Origin of the sequence: Massilia aerilata (genome assembly GCF_042656905.1) — a bacterium.
Lineage (GTDB): Bacteria > Pseudomonadota > Gammaproteobacteria > Burkholderiales > Burkholderiaceae_D > Telluria > Telluria aerilata.
Genome location: NZ_JBHSMZ010000026.1, coordinates 334,436 through 350,284, shown reverse-complemented (window position 1 = coordinate 350,284; position 15,849 = coordinate 334,436). Strand labels below are relative to the sequence as shown.

At 64.3% G+C, this 15,849-nt stretch carries 21 protein-coding genes and 2 tRNA genes; 9 read left to right on the top strand and 14 right to left on the bottom strand.

Annotated features, from left to right (window positions below; translation table 11 throughout):
* Together ACFPO9_RS26905 and ACFPO9_RS26900 are read right to left on the bottom strand one after the other, a co-directional pair.
* A complete protein-coding gene (locus ACFPO9_RS26905) occupies positions 1-192 on the bottom strand; it encodes a DUF1289 domain-containing protein (protein ID WP_379777363.1) in 192 nt (63 codons plus the stop codon).
* A complete protein-coding gene (locus ACFPO9_RS26900; protein ID WP_379777361.1) occupies positions 189-617 on the bottom strand; it encodes a thioesterase family protein in 429 nt (142 codons plus the stop codon). Before ACFPO9_RS26900 ends, ACFPO9_RS26905 begins: the two co-directional genes overlap by 4 nt.
* A gap of 159 nt (positions 618-776) precedes the next feature.
* Here ACFPO9_RS26900 and ACFPO9_RS26895 point away from each other — a divergent pair, with 159 nt between their 5' ends.
* Complete coding sequence (locus tag ACFPO9_RS26895) at positions 777-1,880, top strand: extracellular catalytic domain type 1 short-chain-length polyhydroxyalkanoate depolymerase (protein WP_379777359.1); 1,104 nt, start codon at positions 777-779, stop codon at positions 1,878-1,880.
* Positions 1,881-1,882: 2 nt separating this feature from the next.
* On the opposite strand, the gene ACFPO9_RS26890 is transcribed toward ACFPO9_RS26895, so the two are convergent.
* A complete protein-coding gene (locus ACFPO9_RS26890; RefSeq protein ID WP_379777357.1) occupies positions 1,883-2,092 on the bottom strand; it encodes a cysteine-rich CWC family protein in 210 nt (69 codons plus the stop codon).
* A gap of 108 nt (positions 2,093-2,200) precedes the next feature.
* Between ACFPO9_RS26890 and argB the strand changes: the two genes are divergently transcribed.
* The 3 genes from argB to ACFPO9_RS26875 all read left to right on the top strand — a co-directional run bounded on the left by argB (position 2,201) and on the right by ACFPO9_RS26875 (position 3,327).
* Complete coding sequence (gene argB, locus ACFPO9_RS26885; RefSeq protein ID WP_379777355.1) at positions 2,201-3,130, top strand: acetylglutamate kinase; 930 nt, start codon at positions 2,201-2,203, stop codon at positions 3,128-3,130.
* Between the two features lie 42 nt (positions 3,131-3,172).
* A tRNA-Thr gene (locus tag ACFPO9_RS26880) sits at positions 3,173-3,247 on the top strand.
* Positions 3,248-3,250: 3 nt separating this feature from the next.
* Positions 3,251-3,327 (top strand) — tRNA-Asp (locus ACFPO9_RS26875).
* A gap of 206 nt (positions 3,328-3,533) precedes the next feature.
* On the opposite strand, the gene ACFPO9_RS26870 is transcribed toward ACFPO9_RS26875, so the two are convergent.
* Positions 3,534-4,433: a TraB/GumN family protein gene (locus tag ACFPO9_RS26870; RefSeq protein WP_379777353.1), complete on the bottom strand. Its 900-nt coding sequence runs from the start codon at positions 4,431-4,433 to the stop codon at positions 3,534-3,536.
* 128 nt (positions 4,434-4,561) lie between these two features.
* Between ACFPO9_RS26870 and ACFPO9_RS26865 the strand changes: the two genes are divergently transcribed.
* The 4 genes from ACFPO9_RS26865 to ACFPO9_RS26850 all read left to right on the top strand — a co-directional run bounded on the left by ACFPO9_RS26865 (position 4,562) and on the right by ACFPO9_RS26850 (position 8,359).
* Entirely contained in the window at positions 4,562-5,293 is a 732-nt protein-coding gene (locus tag ACFPO9_RS26865; protein ID WP_379777351.1) for a pyrimidine 5'-nucleotidase, read from the top strand.
* A 43-nt stretch (positions 5,294-5,336) separates the two neighbouring features.
* A complete protein-coding gene (gene slmA / locus ACFPO9_RS26860) occupies positions 5,337-5,933 on the top strand; it encodes a nucleoid occlusion factor SlmA (protein ID WP_379777349.1) in 597 nt (198 codons plus the stop codon).
* Entirely contained in the window at positions 5,930-7,777 is a 1,848-nt protein-coding gene (locus ACFPO9_RS26855; protein WP_379777347.1) for a chorismate-binding protein, read from the top strand. The genes slmA and ACFPO9_RS26855 overlap by 4 nt, the downstream gene beginning before the upstream one ends.
* 66 nt (positions 7,778-7,843) lie before the next feature.
* Positions 7,844-8,359: a DUF6058 family natural product biosynthesis protein gene (locus tag ACFPO9_RS26850; protein WP_379777345.1), complete on the top strand. Its 516-nt coding sequence runs from the start codon at positions 7,844-7,846 to the stop codon at positions 8,357-8,359.
* 84 nt (positions 8,360-8,443) lie between these two features.
* Here the strand turns inward: ACFPO9_RS26850 and ACFPO9_RS26845 are convergent, their stop codons facing one another.
* From ACFPO9_RS26845 to ACFPO9_RS26830, 4 genes are all read right to left on the bottom strand, one after another.
* Positions 8,444-9,055: an OmpW/AlkL family protein gene (locus ACFPO9_RS26845; RefSeq protein WP_379777343.1), complete on the bottom strand. Its 612-nt coding sequence runs from the start codon at positions 9,053-9,055 to the stop codon at positions 8,444-8,446.
* A gap of 132 nt (positions 9,056-9,187) precedes the next feature.
* Complete coding sequence (locus tag ACFPO9_RS26840) at positions 9,188-9,778, bottom strand: glutathione peroxidase (RefSeq protein ID WP_379777341.1); 591 nt, start codon at positions 9,776-9,778, stop codon at positions 9,188-9,190.
* Between the two features lie 33 nt (positions 9,779-9,811).
* A complete protein-coding gene (locus ACFPO9_RS26835) occupies positions 9,812-10,645 on the bottom strand; it encodes a PPK2 family polyphosphate kinase (RefSeq protein WP_379777339.1) in 834 nt (277 codons plus the stop codon).
* Positions 10,642-11,070 (bottom strand): CoA-binding protein, encoded by a 429-nt coding sequence (locus ACFPO9_RS26830; protein WP_379777337.1) that lies wholly within the window; start codon positions 11,068-11,070, stop codon positions 10,642-10,644. The genes ACFPO9_RS26835 and ACFPO9_RS26830 overlap by 4 nt, the downstream gene beginning before the upstream one ends.
* A 74-nt stretch (positions 11,071-11,144) precedes the next feature.
* Between ACFPO9_RS26830 and ACFPO9_RS26825 the strand changes: the two genes are divergently transcribed.
* A complete protein-coding gene (locus tag ACFPO9_RS26825; RefSeq protein ID WP_379777335.1) occupies positions 11,145-11,792 on the top strand; it encodes a peptidoglycan recognition protein family protein in 648 nt (215 codons plus the stop codon).
* Here ACFPO9_RS26825 and ACFPO9_RS26820 read toward each other — a convergent pair.
* The 6 genes from ACFPO9_RS26820 to atpG form a co-directional block, all read right to left on the bottom strand.
* Positions 11,770-12,003, bottom strand: coding sequence for a hypothetical protein (locus tag ACFPO9_RS26820; protein ID WP_379777333.1), 234 nt, complete (start codon positions 12,001-12,003; stop codon positions 11,770-11,772). The two genes, ACFPO9_RS26825 and ACFPO9_RS26820, sit on opposite strands and share 23 nt — an antisense overlap.
* Positions 12,004-12,034: 31 nt before the next feature.
* The gene (locus tag ACFPO9_RS26815) at positions 12,035-12,202 is read right to left on the bottom strand and encodes a hypothetical protein (protein WP_379777331.1); all 168 of its coding nucleotides are present in this window, start codon (positions 12,200-12,202) and stop codon (positions 12,035-12,037) included.
* 145 nt (positions 12,203-12,347) lie between these two features.
* Positions 12,348-12,860, bottom strand: a complete 513-nt coding sequence (gene msrA / locus ACFPO9_RS26810) for a peptide-methionine (S)-S-oxide reductase MsrA (protein ID WP_379777329.1) — start codon at positions 12,858-12,860, stop codon at positions 12,348-12,350.
* 136 nt (positions 12,861-12,996) lie between these two features.
* The gene (locus ACFPO9_RS26805) at positions 12,997-13,422 is read right to left on the bottom strand and encodes a F0F1 ATP synthase subunit epsilon (RefSeq protein WP_379777327.1); all 426 of its coding nucleotides are present in this window, start codon (positions 13,420-13,422) and stop codon (positions 12,997-12,999) included.
* Positions 13,423-13,444: 22 nt separating this feature from the next.
* A complete protein-coding gene (gene atpD, locus ACFPO9_RS26800) occupies positions 13,445-14,848 on the bottom strand; it encodes a F0F1 ATP synthase subunit beta (RefSeq protein ID WP_379777325.1) in 1,404 nt (467 codons plus the stop codon).
* 67 nt (positions 14,849-14,915) lie between these two features.
* On the bottom strand, positions 14,916-15,797 hold the full coding sequence (atpG, locus tag ACFPO9_RS26795; RefSeq protein WP_379777323.1) for a F0F1 ATP synthase subunit gamma: 882 nt from the start codon (positions 15,795-15,797) through the stop codon (positions 14,916-14,918).
* Between the last annotated feature and the right edge of the window lie 52 nt (positions 15,798-15,849).

The following is a 15,849-nucleotide window of genomic DNA, read 5'->3' as shown; positions in this document are numbered from 1 at the left end:
TCATTCGAACAACTGCGCTTCACGCCGCCGGATCTCGGCCCACACGGCGCGTTTATAGTCGTCGTCGGCGCGGCCCCAGGCGACGATCTCCTCGATCGTGCGCATGCAGCCTTCGCACAGGCCGGTGGCAGGCACCATGCGGCAGATGTTGATGCAGGGGGATGGGATGGGGGTACGGTCTTCGGGGTTCATGCAGCAGCTTTCTCGATCTTGCCCGCCAGCTTGGCATTGAAGCGCGCCGGGTCGATCACGACCCGTTCGTGGATGCCTTCGCAGATGCGTTCGACGTCGTCCCAGGCCTCGACCTTGAAGCGCACGCGGCGGCCGTCGACTTCGACGACTTCGCCTTTGACGCGCAGGGTCATGCCGGGCGGCGTCGGCGCCAGATGCTGGAAATTGACCATGGTGCCGAGGCTTTGTTCATTCGGCCAGTCCATGTAGGGCATCATGCCGTGCACACAGGCAAGCTCCATCATCCCGACCATGTAGCCGGTAGCGAGCACATCCGGCATGTCGCGGCAGAATGCGGTATCGTGATAAAGCTGAGGCACCGTGGCGCGCTCGGGTACCGTGTACTGCCACTCGAAGCAGATGCCTGGCTGAAATGTTGGGCTCATGGTGGGCAGATTAACGTATCCGGACGAATCGCGCTTGACCCGGCAGCGCATGGGCGTAGAGTGCGACCCTTTGGCCCGCACAGTAAGCCTGGTGCAAGTTTGCTGACCAAGACTGGGCAACACTGGAAGCGCGGCCATGGCGCCGACAAAGGAGGGCTGATGTCCCTGAGTAAAAAAATGCTGGCGCAGATGCGCGCCGCCACCCGATCACTGATGCGCCGCGGCCCGTCCGTGGCGCGCACCATGATGCGCGAGTCGATCAAGACCGCCTCGAGCATGCACCCCGCGGCAACACAAGCAACGGCCTCCAAACAGATGAGCTTCGATCCCGTCTCCGACATGCTGGCCGACCTCAGCCGTATCGGCCAGTCCGTGAATCCCTTCAATGTGCCGCCGCTGTCGCTCGGCGCCGCCGCGATCGGCATGCCCGGCCATTTCATCGACGCTTCGTTCACCAACGACGCCGGCACCCGCGACTACAAGCTCTACGTGCCGAGCACCTATGCCGGCCAGGCCGCGCCGCTGCTGGTGATGCTGCACGGCTGCACCCAGAATCCGGACGACTTCGCGCTCGGCACCGGCATGAACGTGCTGGCCGAGGAGCATGTCTGCCTGGTGCTGTACCCTGCGCAGTCGCAGCAGGCCAACGCCCACCGTTGCTGGAACTGGTTCAATGCCATCGACCAGAAACGCGACCAGGGCGAGCCGTCGATCATCGCCGGCATGACGCGCGAGATCATGGCGCGCTACACGATCGATCCGGAACAGGTCTACGTGGCGGGCCTGTCGGCCGGCGGTGCGATGTCGGCCATCATGGGCACGCTGTATCCCGAGCTGTACGCGGCGGTGGGTGTGCACTCCGGCCTGCCCTTCGCGGCCGCGCACGACCTGCCGACCGCGATGGCGGCGATGAAAGGCGACTTCCGCCGCCCGAAAGGGAACAAGGTGCGCGAGCTGCCGATCATCGTCTTCCACGGCGACCAGGACACCACCGTGCATCCGGCGAATGGCGAAGAACTGATCCGGCGCCGGCGCCGCCATGCCGGCGAGCAGATCGCGGTCGAGCCGGGCCGGGTGCCGGACGGCCACGCCTTTACGCGCACGGTGCACCGCCAGCCGGACGGCAGCATCCACGCGGAACACTGGCTGGTGCATGGTTTCGGTCACGCCTGGTCGGGCGGCGATGCGCGCGGCACCTACACGGACGGCAAGGGCCCGAACGCGAGCCGCGAGATGATGCGCTTCTTCCGGACCCGCCGTTGAGCTCAGGGACTTGTTCCGGACGACGCCGGATGGTGAAGCGCGATATGCTGGCGCAGGCAGGCCGGACACCAGCAGCCGGGCGCGGGCGCATCCGTGCCGGCGGGCTTGGGCAAGGGAACAAGCGGCGGCAGGCTGGTGCACCAGCAGGGGGCATCGCTGCCATCGACCATGGCGCAGCCGAAGCTGGCGCCGCAACGCGTACAAGTGCTCATGGACCCACCTTAGCCGGACAGACCGGAAAATACAACAAGCTGCCTTTATAATGCGCACTGCGACGGGCCATTGCCTGTAAAATCTCGCAAATTCTTTTTGGACCCCCAATGAACGCTACGCTGAGCTCAATGACGGGCGACGACCAGAAGAACGACCTGACTGCGGTCTCGCCGCAGATCAAGGCGCAGATCCTGGCCGAAGCACTTCCCTATATCCGTAATTTCCACGGAAAAACCATCGTCATCAAATACGGCGGCAACGCGATGACCGACGAACGCCTGAAACACGGCTTCGCGCGCGACGTCATCCTGCTGAAGCTGGTCGGCATGAACCCGGTGGTGGTGCATGGCGGCGGTCCGCAGATCGACAATGCCCTGAAAAAGATCGGCAAGCAGGGCACTTTCGTGCAAGGCATGCGCATCACCGACGAAGAGACCATGGAAGTGGTCGAGTGGGTGCTGGGCGGCGAAGTCCAGCAGGACATCGTCATGCTGATCAACCACTACGGTGGCCAGGCGGTCGGCCTGACCGGCAAGGACGGCGGCCTGATCCGCGCACGCCGCATGGCGATGCCGGACAAGGAAAAGCCGGGCGAATTCCTCGACATCGGCTTTGTCGGCGAAATCGAAGCGATCAATCCGGCGGTGGTGAAAGCCCTGCAGGACGACGCCTTCATCCCGATCATCTCGCCGATCGGCTTCGGCCAGGATGGCCAGGCCTACAACATCAACGCCGACGTCGTCGCCGGCAAGATCGCGGAAATCCTGAAAGCCGAAAAGCTGATCATGATGACCAACATCGCCGGCGTGCAGGACAAGCAGGGCAAGCTGGTGACCGACCTGTCGGCGCGCGAGATCGACGAGATGTTCGCGGACGGTACGATTTCCGGCGGCATGCTGCCGAAAATCTCGTCGGCACTGGATGCCGCCAAGTCCGGCGTCAATACCGTGCACATCATCGACGGGCGCATTGAACACAGTTTGTTGCTGGAAGTCTTGACCGAACAGGCCTTTGGCACTATGATCCGGTCTCACTGAAATTTTGCAGCGCTTCAAGGTGCTGCGAAATGAATGTCTGATGCCCTTGTAGCTCAGTGGTAGAGCACTCCCTTGGTAAGGGAGAGGCCACGTGTTCAATCCACGTCAAGGGCACCATCTGGAGCGGTAGTTCAGTTGGTTAGAATACCGGCCTGTCACGCCGGGGGTCGCGGGTTCGAGCCCCGTCCGCTCCGCCAGATTTAAATAAAAAAGGTCCGACTCGTTCGGGCCTTTTTTATTTTCAGGTACAGGAGGATCTCCCCTGCGGGAGATCCGGTTTCGGGCTCGAAGGGAATCGCTTGCAAGCGATTCCGCGGCCCGCAGGATGTGGGCGAGCCCCGTCCGCTCCGCCAGATTTAAATAAAAAAGGTCCGACTCGTTCGGGCCTTTTTTATTTTCCCGCTCAGTAAATCCTTTCGACCTGCACGCCCTTCTCCTGCAGCAGCTTCGGTACGCTTTCGGAGCCAAGCAAATGCAGCACGCCCACCGCGGCAAAGGTCTTCGGTTCCCGCCGCAGCAAGTCCAATAAACTGTTGGCCAGGCCCGCGTTGCGTTCCTTCAGCAGGACCCTGTTCACGAAGCTGCCGGACACGCTGGCGTCGAGCTCGCAGCGCGCGGCGATCGCGTCGAGGGCCTCGCGGTCGGCGCTGCGCCAGGCCTGCACCATGTTGCGCGCTTCCCTGCGCTGGGCGCCGGAGACGATGGCGGCCATCATCTCGTCGAGGAAGCGCCAGCGGTCCGGCTCCGCCAGGCGGTCGAGCAGGGACAGCTGGCGGTCCAGCGATTCGAGCTCCAGCACGCGGGCGCCCTGCGCACGCGCCTGGCGCACCAGCCAGGCTTCGCTCGACAGATCGGTGCGGTAACCCTGTTTGGTGTACTCGGCCAGGGTCAGCAGGGTCGCCAGCAGCACCGGCTTGAATGTCATGACGCGGGAGGCGTCGAGGCGGCCCTGTTCGATCAGCTTGTCCAGCAGGGCGCGCTGCTGCGCCTCCATGGCGTCGTAGCCGGCCGCGCCGGGGTCCAGCATGCCGTGCTCGCGCACCGCGCGCAGCAGTTCGCGCTGCGGCTGCGCCGGGTCGAGCTCGAGCGCCAGCGTGGACGCCTGGCCGAGCGCCTCGGCGATGCGCGGCTCGAGCGGATAGAACTCGGGCAGGCCGACGTGCAGGGTGCCGAACAAATGCATTTCGTGGCCGTCCAGGCTGACCTTGAACAGGGCGCCGCGTTCAGTGGCGGCAGCCGCGGAGGCGGTGGACGCGAGCAGCCAGAGCAGGCTGAACAGGAAGGCAAAGAGCGGGCGGCGCATATGGCCTCCAGTCGGAATGAATGAAAAATTGTTATTTCATTATCAAACTGTCCGACAGAGACCCTCTGCGCATACGCAGATACCGGTGTCGATATAATGCAAGGCTGCCTCTCTTAGCAAAGCTTGCCGTGCCTACACCGTCCCCCATCGTCTGGCTGTTCGACCTCGACAACACCCTGCACGACGCGTCCCACGCGATCTTTCCTGCGATCAGCGCCAACATGAACACGTATATCGCGCGCGTGCTCGGCGACGGCGTCACGCCGGCCAGCGCGGAAGCGGTGAACGCGGCCCGGCTCGGCTACTGGAAGCGCTACGGCGCGACCCTGCTCGGCATGATCCGCCACCACCAGGTCGATGCCGCCGATTTCCTGCGCGAGACGCACGACCTGCAGGCCCTGCATGACATGGTGCGCTGGGAGCGCGGCCTGTCGCGCCTGCTGAAGCGCCTGCCCGGCCGCAAGATCCTGCTGACGAACGCGCCGACCGCGTATTCGAAGCAGGTGCTGCGCCACATCGGCCTGCAGCGCCATTTCGCGCATCACATCGCGATCGAGGACATGCACGTGCACCGCCAGCTGCGGCCGAAACCGTCGACGCTGATGCTGCGGCGCCTGTTGAAAAAACACCGGCTGGCGGCGCGGCGCTGCGTGCTGGTCGAGGACACCCTGGTCAACCTGAAGCAGGCCAAGCGCCTCGGCGTGCGCACGGCCTGGGTCACGCAATACCTGCGCTTCAGCGATCCGATCGGTAAAGCGCCCTTGCCGAAGATGCTAAAACGACCCGCCTACGTCGATGTCAAAGTAAAATCCGTGCTTCAGCTGCCGTCGCACCTGCGCCGGCTGCGCTCAGCGACCTGAACTCGAACCGAATCTCGACCTGAACACGGAGCACCGCGACAACATGGCAAGCACCAAGCCGGGCCAACGTAAACTGCAGATCCTGCAAGCCCTGGCGGCGATGCTGGAACAGCCGAAGGGCGAAAAGATCACCACGGCCGCGCTGGCCGCGAAGCTGTCGGTATCGGAAGCGGCGCTGTACCGTCACTTCGCCAGCAAGGCCCAGATGTTCGAAGGCCTGATCGAGTTCATCGAATCGAGCGTGTTCGGCCTCTGCAACCAGATTGTCGAGCGCGAAGACGACGGCGTGGCCCAGGCTCACGCGATGCTGCAGATGCTGCTGTCCTTCGCCGCCAACAATCCGGGCATGACCCGGGTGCTGATCGGCGACGCCCTGGTGGGCGAGGACGAGCGCCTGCAGCTGCGCATGAACCAGTTCTACGACAAGGTCGAACTGGCCTTCAAAGGCGCGCTGCGGGTGGCCGTCACCCAGGGCCACGGGCGCGAGGAAGACGTGGCCGCGCGCGCCAGCCTGCTGGTGTCCTATGTGACCGGACGCTGGCACCGCTTCGCCAAGAGCGGCTTCCGCCAGCATCCGGCGGAGAACAGCGGCCTGCAGCTGTCGCTGCTGCTCGCTGCCCGAGCGCCTGCGCTGCAATGAACGACATCTTCGCCCTGCTCGACGACGCCAGCCCGGACGCCAGTCCGCCGGCGCGCTCGCGCCTGTACCGCGATTACGCCGGCATGCTGGCCTGCCATGCGGCCGAGGAATGGCCGCTGCTGCTGGCGCGCCTGCAGGAAGCGCTGGCGGCCGGCCTGTACGCGGTGCCGGTGCTGCGCTACGAACTGGGCGAGCAGCTGCTGAAGATTGTGCCGCCGGCGCAGGCCCAGGCTCAGTTGCACGAAGCCCCGCTGGCCCAGGTGCTGCTGTTCCGCGGCTACGACTCGCTCTCGAACGAGGAAGTGCAGGCCTGGCTGGCGGAGCGCGCCGGCACGACCGGCCCGGCCGGCATCGCCGATGTGCGCAGCAACGTCGACGAAACCACCTTCACGCGCGCCATCGGGCGCATCCGCGACTACATCGCCGCCGGCGACACCTACCAGGTCAACTACACCTACCGGATCCGCTTCGACGCCTTCGGCTCGATCCACGCGCTGTACGCGCGCCTGCGCGAGCGCCAGCCAGTGCCGTATGGCGCGCTGATCGGCCTGCCGGACGGCTGCGCGGTGCTGTCGCTGTCGCCGGAGCTGTTCGTGCGCCACGACGCCGGGCGCCTGCTGGCGCGGCCGATGAAGGGCACCGCGCCGGCCAGCGGTGACAGGGCCGTCGACGCGGTGCGCTCCAGCGCGCTGGCCGCCGACCCCAAGAACCGCGCCGAAAACCTCATGATCGTCGACCTGCTGCGCAACGACCTGGGACGGATCGCGCGCACCGGCAGCGTCGGCGTGCCGGCCCTGTTCGAGGTGCGCCGCTACAGCAGCGTGCTGCAGATGACCTCCACGGTGCAGGCCCAGCTGGCCGACGGTATCTCCTTGAACGACATCTTCGAGGCCCTGTACCCCTGCGGCTCGATCACCGGCGCGCCCAAGCGCCGCACCATGGAGATCATCCGCGAGCTGGAACCGGCCCCGCGCGGCATCTACACGGGCGCGCTGGGCTGGATCGATCCGCCGGCTTTTGGCGCCCCTGACGGCGCGCGCTTCGGCGACTTCTGTCTATCCGTGCCGATCCGCACCCTGGTGCTGCATCCGGAGCACAATGGCGTGCGCCACGGCGAGCTCGGGGTCGGTGCCGGCATCGTCTACGACAGCGATCCGGGCGCCGAATATGCCGAGTGCCGGCTGAAGGCGGGTTTTCTCACCGGGCTGCCGAATACCTTCGAAATCTTCGAGACCATTTACGCCACCCGCGAAGACGGCTGCCGCCACCTGGCACGCCACCTGGCGCGCCTGCGGGCGTCCGCCGCCTACTTCGGCTATCCCTTCACCGAGGAACTGGCGCAGGCCGGCGCCATCGCCGCCTGCGCGGTGCTGCCGGCGAACACGCCGCACCGCCTGCGCCTGGCCCTGCAGCCGGACGGAGAAGTCGTCGTGCACACCTCGGTGCTGGCGCCGCTGGCAGGCCCGGTGGAAGTGCTGCTGTCCGACGAGCCGGTCGATTCCACTTCCTTGTTCGCGCGCCATAAAACGAATATCCGCAGCCGCTACGACGCCGCCTGGAAGCTTGCTGAAAGCGTGGGCGCCTTCGACACCCTGTTCTTCAACGAGCGCGGCGAACTGGCCGAGGGTGGCCGCAGCAGCGTGTTCGTGCGCGTCGGCGAGCGCTGGTACACGCCGCCGCTGTCCTCGGGGGTGCTGCCCGGCGTGATGCGCGGCTTGCTGCTGGAAGACCCGGCCTGGAATGCGATCGAATGCCCGATCTCGCGCGAAACCCTGGAGCGCGCCCAGGAGATCGTGGTGTGCAATGCGCTGCGCGGGCCGCTGCGGGCGACGATCCGGCGCTGAGCTGCTTCTTGATACTTCGAGCGTCAGCGGAGCATCGCGGCGGCGCCCTGCCCTAGCATGGCGGGCATGAACCTGATCGACTACCTTCAAAACCACTTCCTGACGCGCGCGCAGCTGCTGGCGCAAACCTGCATGACCGGCGCCCGCCTCGACGCGCTGCAAGCTGCCGGCATGATGCCGCGGCCCTCTTACCGGCTGCGCCTGGACCTGGCCTGCGATTCCTTCTTCGGCCCGCATGCGGAAAGCCACGCCATCGACTGGTATGCGCAAGGGTATGTGGCCTGGGCCGGGCTGCTGGAAGCGCTGAACGGGCCGGAGCAGGCCTACGCCGTGTTCGCGCAGCGCTACCGGCAGTCTCTGAGTAATATAGCTGTGGATAAGCAGCTCGGGTATCCACAGGCGCTGGCGGGCGATGCCCACATCGGCGCCGAATGGCGGCACTTCCTGGACAGGACTTATGGGCTGTGCACGCGTTCCGGACTGCTGCTCGACCGCGCCAGTGCGCCGTTTGCGCCGCATGAAGTGGCGCGCAGCTCGCGCCGGCGCTACGTGGACGAGGTGAGACAAGCCTACGGGCTGTGAGCGCATGAAAAAAGCCGGCGCAAGGCCGGCATAAACCGGCCACAACCGGCTCGCTTGGAGAAAGCGGTAACTTGTAGAGGCGGCTCAGAAGCGGTAGCCGACGCCCAGGCCCAGCAGGACCGGGTCGACCTTCACGCGGCTGGCGCGCACGCCGTCGATTTCGACATCGCTGCGAATCTGCACCTTCTTGACATCGAGATTGACCGACCAGCGGCTGTCGATCCTGAAGTCGACGCCTGCCTGCAGCGCCAGGCCAAGGCTGTCATGTTCGAGGCGCGCCCCGCCGTTCAGCAAGGCCACCTTAGAGAGCAGAGTGTAGTTGAGGCCGGCGCCGACATAAGGATCGATGGTGGTCCCGGGCAGGAAGTGGTACTGCGCGGTGAGGGTCGGCGGCAGGTGCTTGAAAGTGCCTATGCTGGCGCCGTCGAGGGTGACGGTGTGCTTCTGCGGATAGGTCAGCACCAGTTCCGCCGCCCAGTGCGGCGTAAAGAAGTAAGCGATGTCGACTTCGGGAATCCACTTGTCGCTGACGTGCAGGCGGTCACTGGCGCCAGCGCCGCCGACCGGATCGGACTTGTCGGCTGGATCGATGTGCACCGCGCGCGCCCGGACCAGCCAGGGCGACTCCTGCGCCATCGCGGCCGTCGCGGTAAAACCCAGGACGGCAATCATCATGCTCAGGATTGAGTTTTTCATGGTGAGACCTTTCTTCGTTTTGTTGTATGGCGAAGAAAAGTGTATTTGACGCACCGCAACAGAGTCGTTGATGTAAGTCAAATAACCATGTGCAAAGCCGGGTTATTGCGCCCGGCCTCGATGAAAAGCGTATCAGCCGCCCAGCGCCTGCTCGATCTTGACCACCAGCGCTGGATCCTGCGGCGTGACCTTGCTCGGGAAGTAGTCGAGTACCTTGCCGTTACGGTCGATCAGGTACTTATTGAAATTCCACTTCGGCTGGTTGCCGGTGGCCTTGATCAGGTCGACGTACAGGGGATTGGCGGCGGCGCCAGTCACCGGGGTGGTGGCGAACATCGGGAATTTCACGCCATAGGTGTTGTAGCAGAGGTCGGCGATCTTCTTGGCGTCCTCGGACTCCTGCTTGAAATCGTTCGACGGGAAGCCCAGCACCACCAGGCCGCGCGCGGCGTACTTGGCGTACAGCGCCTCCAGGCCTTCGTATTGCGGGGTATAGCCGCAGTAGCTGGCCGTGTTCACCACCAGCACCACCTTGCCGCTGTACTGGCACAGGTCCTGCGGCGCCTCGTCCTGCAGGCGTTTGAAGGTGTGCTTCAGTACGGCCGGGCAGGACGCCGCCGCTGCAGCCGGCGCCGGCGCGGCGGACGCGCTCTGGGCCTGGGCGGGCGTGGTGGCGGCGAACGCGGCGCCGAGGGAAAGCAGCAGAGCGGTAGTCTTGAGCATGGCGGCGGAGATGAAGGTTAAAGAAATGCCATTCTATTCCACCTTGACCTTGTCGAGGTCGGCCTTCGGCGCCGGCCACGACAGCTTCATGCCCTGCATGGTCTCCAGCAGCAGGTGGGCGACGATCAGGTTGCGGTGGGTCTTGGAATCGGCCGGCACGATGTACCAGGGCGCGTGGTCGGTGTTGGTGGCGTCGATCGCCGCCTCGTAGGCGCGCTGGTAGGTATCCCATTGCGCGCGCGCGGCCAGGTCGGCGGGGTCGAACTTCCAGTGCTTCTCCGGGTCGTCCAGGCGTTCCTGCAGGCGCTTCTTCTGCTCGTCCTTCGAGATGTGCAGGAACACTTTGATGACCGTGGTGCCGGTCTCGGCCAGCATGCGCTCGAAGTCGCGGATCTGGGCCAGGCGGCGCTTGGTCTCCTTGCCGTCGATATCGCCCAGCACGCGCGGCACCAGCACGTCCTCGTAGTGGCTGCGGTTGAATACGGCGATCATGCCCGCGCCCGGCACGTGCGCGTGGATGCGCCACAGGAAGTCGTGGGCCCGTTCGCGCTCGGTCGGGGCCGTGAAGCCGGTGGCCTGCAGGCCCATCGGGCTGATCTGCGAATCGGAGAACAGCGCGCGGGTGGTGCCGTCCTTGCCGGCGGTGTCCATGCCCTGCAGGATCAGCAGCAGCTTCTGCTTGTGGCCGGCGAACAGCATCTCCTGGAGGTGGGCGACCTGCGCGATCAACTCGGCAGTGAGCGCTCGCTCGCGCTGCTTGGCGCCGCCGTTCTTGTCGCCGTTCTTCTCGCGCAAGGGCGTCAGGCCGGCGTCCTCGTCGCGCAGCGCGAGCTTCTTGGGCGCGCGGAAGCGCTCGCGGGCGTTCATGCCTGCACGCCGAGCTTGCGGTGCTCGACCAGCATGCAGTGGTTCATGACGACGTCCAGGCCGGCCGCGCGCGCCAGGTCGGCCGCCACCTGGTTCTCGATCCCGAGCTGCATCCACAAGGCGCCGGCGCGCACGTGGATGGCGTCCTTGGCCACCGGCGGCACGTCTTCGGATTTGCGGAACACGTCGACCACGTCGATGCGGCGGCCATCCTTCGCCAGTGCGTCGGCGGCTTCCTGCAGGGTCGCGTAGACGCTGCGTCCGAGGATTTCCTGGCCGGCGTAGGCGGGGTTGACGGGCAGGATCTCGTAGCCTTGGGATTGCAGATAGTCGGCCACCTCGTAGCTGGCGCGCTCGGGCTTGTTCGACATGCCGACCACGGCCACGGTCTTGGCGGACTTCAGGATTTGTTCGATGGTTCGCATGCTGGGCTCGCTATGTTATGGTCACGTCTAGCTTATCAGCTTTGTAACGCGCCACGGCGCATGAAACCTCTTCCATGACGATCCGCCCTGCTCTCGCTCTCTCCCTGCTGCTGTTCGCTGCCGTTCCCGCTTGGGCCCAGTCCCTCGCCGAGGTCGAACGAAGCATCGTCCCCGTGTCCGCCTGGGGCGGGACCCCGGCCGATCCGGCCCAGGCGCACCGCCAGACGATCACCCACATCACCCTGCACCACCAGGGCGAGCCCTATAAACCGGGCACCGACCCGCAGCAGTACCTGCGCAACCTGCAAAAGTGGTCGCGCGGGACCAAGCACTGGCTGGACATCCCCTACCACTACATCATCGACCTCGACGGCAAGATCTTCGAAGGCCGCAAGATCGACTACGCCGGCGATACCAACACGGAATACGACCCGACCGGGCACGCGTTGATCGAGGTGGTCGGGAATTTCGAGGAAGTCGAGCCGAACCAGCAGCAGCTGGATGCCGTCGTACGGCTCATGGCGCTGCTGGCGAAGAAATACGATGTGGGCCTGGATCACATCGCCAGCCACCGCGATTTTTCGAAGCAGACCGTCTGCCCCGGCGCCAACCTGTACCGCTACGTACAGGATGGCTATTTCAGGCACAAGGTGGCGCTGCGGTTGGCGCAGGAGCAGTCCGCAGCGGCCACGCCCACGATCAAGGCAGCTTCGGCCCCTTGATCTCGCGCCCGTTCTGGCGCAGGGTCAGCGCGCCGCCGGCGCCTTCCTCGAACACCAGTTCGACCTCGGGCTGCTTCGCGAAGAAGGCGGTATCGCTCATGGCGAACACTTCCAGCTTGGGCTGGTTGGGGGGCTGGGCAAAATAACGGTCGCCGTCGCGGCTCAACTCGACGATCAGCGGCGCCGGATGCGGGGCCCGTAGGGTGGGCACGCTGTGCCCACGAATGTACTGAGACAGGATCTTAGTGGGTCAGGTAATACAGGGTCTTGCCGAGGGTTTCGCCAAAATATTCGGCTTGCATCCAGAGCAGCAAGACGGCCATGCAGGCCACGACGATACGGCCTTCACGCGGGAGCCGCTGGTAATAGCGGCCAAGGTAACGAACGGTGCGGGCGAACTGGTAGTCCATGGGCGGCTCCTTTTCGGATGACATCGACAAAAAACCAGTTTCCACACGGAAGCTCACCGAGTCAATCCCGCCGCGCAAGCAGGCGGAACGCCATGCCAATAAAAAAGGCAGCCCGCAAACTGCCTTCTTTTTAATCACTTCCCCTTCAAGCGGCGGTCTGGCCGCGGTGCGGCAAACGCCAGTCCTTGCGCACGAAATGGCAGGTATAGCCGTTCGGATGCCTGACCAGGTAATCCTGGTGTTCCGGTTCCGCTTCCCAGAACGGGCCGGCCGCTTTCACTTCGGTCACGACCTTGCCGGGCCAGAGGCCGGAGGCGTCGACGTCCTGGATCGTGTCCAGCGCGACCGCCTTTTGTTCGTCGCTGGTATAAAAGATCGCCGAGCGGTAGCTGGCGCCGATATCGTTGCCCTGGCGGTTGGCGGTGCTGGGGTCGTGGATCTGGAAGAAGAACTCGAGCAGGCGCCGGTAGCTCATCTGGTCCGGATCGAACACGATCTCGATCGCCTCGGCGTGGGTGCCGTGGTTGCGGTAGGTGGCGTTCGGCACGTCGCCGCCGGAATAGCCGACCCGGGTCGACAGCACGCCCGGCATCTTGCGGATCAGGTCCTGCATGCCCCAGAAGCAGCCGCCTGCGAGGATTGCGGTTTCTTGTTTCATCGTCGATCCCTTTCAAGCCATGGTTGTGATCCACGCTAGATAAGGGCGAGCGGCCGTATTTCCAGAACGGCCGGGCAATAAAAAAGGCAGCCCGCAGGCTGCCTTCTTTTTCATCACTTGAAACCGCTATATAAAATCAGCGGCCCTTGTGACGCAGCTTGGCGATGGCCGCCAGCTGGGCGATCGCGGCCGCCAGTTCGGCTTGCGCCTTGGCGTAGTCGATCTGGGATTCCTTGTTCAGCATCAGCTCTTCCGCCTTGCGCTTGGCTTCCTGGGCTTTCGCCTCGTCCAGGTCGGCGCCGCGGATCGCGGTGTCGGCCAGGACGGTCACGCCTTTCGGCTGGACTTCCAGGATGCCGCCGGCCACGAAGACGAATTCGTCTTCGGTCTGGCCCGGCACTTTGATGCGCACGGCGCCCGGACGGATGCGCGTGATCAAGGGGGTGTGCATCGGGTAGATACCCAGCTCACCCGATTCACCCGGCAACGCGACGAACTCGGCTTCGCCCGAAAAGATCTGCTCTTCGGCCGAGACGACGTCTACGTGAATAGTGTTTGCCATGTGTGTCCCTTAAAGGAGCCGCTTAAGCAGCCAGCTTCTTGGCCTTCTCGATCGCTTCTTCGATGGTGCCGACCATGTAGAACGCCTGCTCCGGCAGGTGGTCCAGTTCGCCCGATGCGATCATCTTGAAGCCCTTGATCGTGTCTTTCAGCGAAACGTACTTGCCCGGTGCGCCGGTGAAGACTTCAGCGACGTGGAACGGCTGCGACAGGAAACGCTGCATCTTGCGAGCGCGTGCGACGACCAGCTTGTCTTCCGGCGCCAGTTCGTCCATGCCCAGAATCGCGATGATGTCACGCAGTTCCTTGTAGCGCTGCAGGGTGCCCTGCACGGCGCGCGCGGTGGCGTAGTGCTCTTCACCGACGACCAGCGGGTCCAGCTGGCGCGAGGTCGAGTCCAGCGGATCGACTGCCGGGTAGATACCCAGCGACGCGATGTCACGCGACAGAACGACGGTCGAATCCAGGTGGGCGAAGGTGGTTGCCGGCGACGGGTCGGTCAAGTCATCCGCAGGGACGTACACGGCCTGGATCGAGGTGATCGAACCGGTCTTGGTCGAGGTGATGCGCTCCTGCAGGCGGCCCATCTCTTCGGCCAGAGTCGGCTGGTAACCCACGGCCGACGGCATACGGCCCAGCAGTGCCGAGACTTCGGTACCGGCCAGGGTGTAGCGGTAGATGTTGTCGACGAAGAACAGAACGTCCTTGCCTTCATCGCGGAAGGCTTCGGCCATGGTCAGGCCGGTCAGTGCGACGCGCAGACGGTTGCCCGGCGGTTCGTTCATCTGGCCGTAGACCATCGCGACCTTCGAGTTGCCCAGGTTGTCGAGGTCGACGACCTTGGCATCGGCCATTTCGTGGTAGAAGTCGTTACCTTCACGGGTACGCTCACCCACGCCGGCGAACACGGACAGACCCGAGTGCGCCTTGGCGATGTTGTTGATCAGTTCCATCATGTTGACGGTCTTGCCGACGCCGGCGCCGCCGAACAGGCCGACTTTACCGCCCTTGGCGAACGGGCAGACCAGGTCGATGACCTTGATGCCGGTTTCCAGCAGATCCTGCGACGGCGACAGCTCGTCGTAGGCCGGTGCGGTGCGGTGGATCGAAGCGGTGCGCTCGGCGGCGACCGGGCCACGCTCGTCGATCGGGTTGCCCAGCACGTCCATGATACGGCCCAGGGTGGCGTTACCAACCGGTACCATGATCGGGTTGCCGGTGTTCTGGATAATCATGCCGCGACGCAGGCCTTCCGAGCTGCCCAGTGCAATGGTACGGACGATGCCGTCACCCAGCTGCTGCTGGACTTCCAGGGTCAGTTCCGAGCCTTCCATTTTCAGTGCGTCGTACACCTTCGGCATTGCGTTACGCGGGAATTCCACGTCAACCACGGCGCCGATACACTGAACGATTTTGCCATCAGCCATGTTCGTTCCTTCAGATATAGTTTTAATGTCGTTTCGTAAGATCGCTTGTTCGGCTTAGCTGCCGCATTTAAGCGCTAATTGCAGCTGCGCCGGAGACGATCTCCGAGAGTTCTTTCGTAATCGCTGCCTGGCGGGTCTTGTTGTAGACCAGCTTCAGCTCGCCGATGACGTTGCCCGCGTTGTCGGTTGCGGCTTTCATTGCCACCATGCGCGCCGACTGCTCGGACGCCAGGTTCTCGGCCACCGACTGGTAGATCAGCGCTTCGACGTAGCGCATCAGCAGCTCGTCGATGACGACTTGCGCGTCCGGCTCGTAGATGTAGTCCCACGAGTGGGCGCCTGCTTCCGCCTTCAGGTGCCCGGCCGGCAGCGGGAGCAGTTGCTCGACCACCGGTTCCTGGCGCATGGTGTTGATGAACTTGGTGTAGCACAGGTACACCGCGTCCAGCTGACCATCCTGGTAAGCGTCGAGCATGACCTTGATCGGGCCGATCAGCTTGTCCAGGTGCGGGGTGTCGCCGATTTGCGTGACACTCGAAACGACCTTCACGCCGATGCGGTTCAGGAAGCCCAGACCTTTGTTGCCGATTGCAACGACTTCAATGCGATTGCCCGCGGCTTCCAGCTCGCGGGTCTTCTGCGTCACCTGGCGCAGCACGTTGGTGTTCATGCCGCCGCACAGACCCTTGTCGGTCGTGACGACGATGAAGCCGACGGCTTTCGCCTTCGTGTCCTTGGCATTCGCCATGAACGCGTGGGTGTATTCCGGGTTCGCAGTGGCGAGGTTGGCCGTGATGTTGCGGACCTTCTCGCTGTAGGGACGGGCGGCGCGCATCCGGTCCTGCGCCTTGCGCATCTTGGACGCGGCGACCATTTCCATCGCCTTGGTGATCTTCTTCGTATTTTCTACGCTCTTGATCTTGCCACGTATCTCTTTGCCTGCTGCCATGAGCCCTTACTCCTTATAGGGACCGGGTTGCCCCGGCCCCGCATTCCATCAG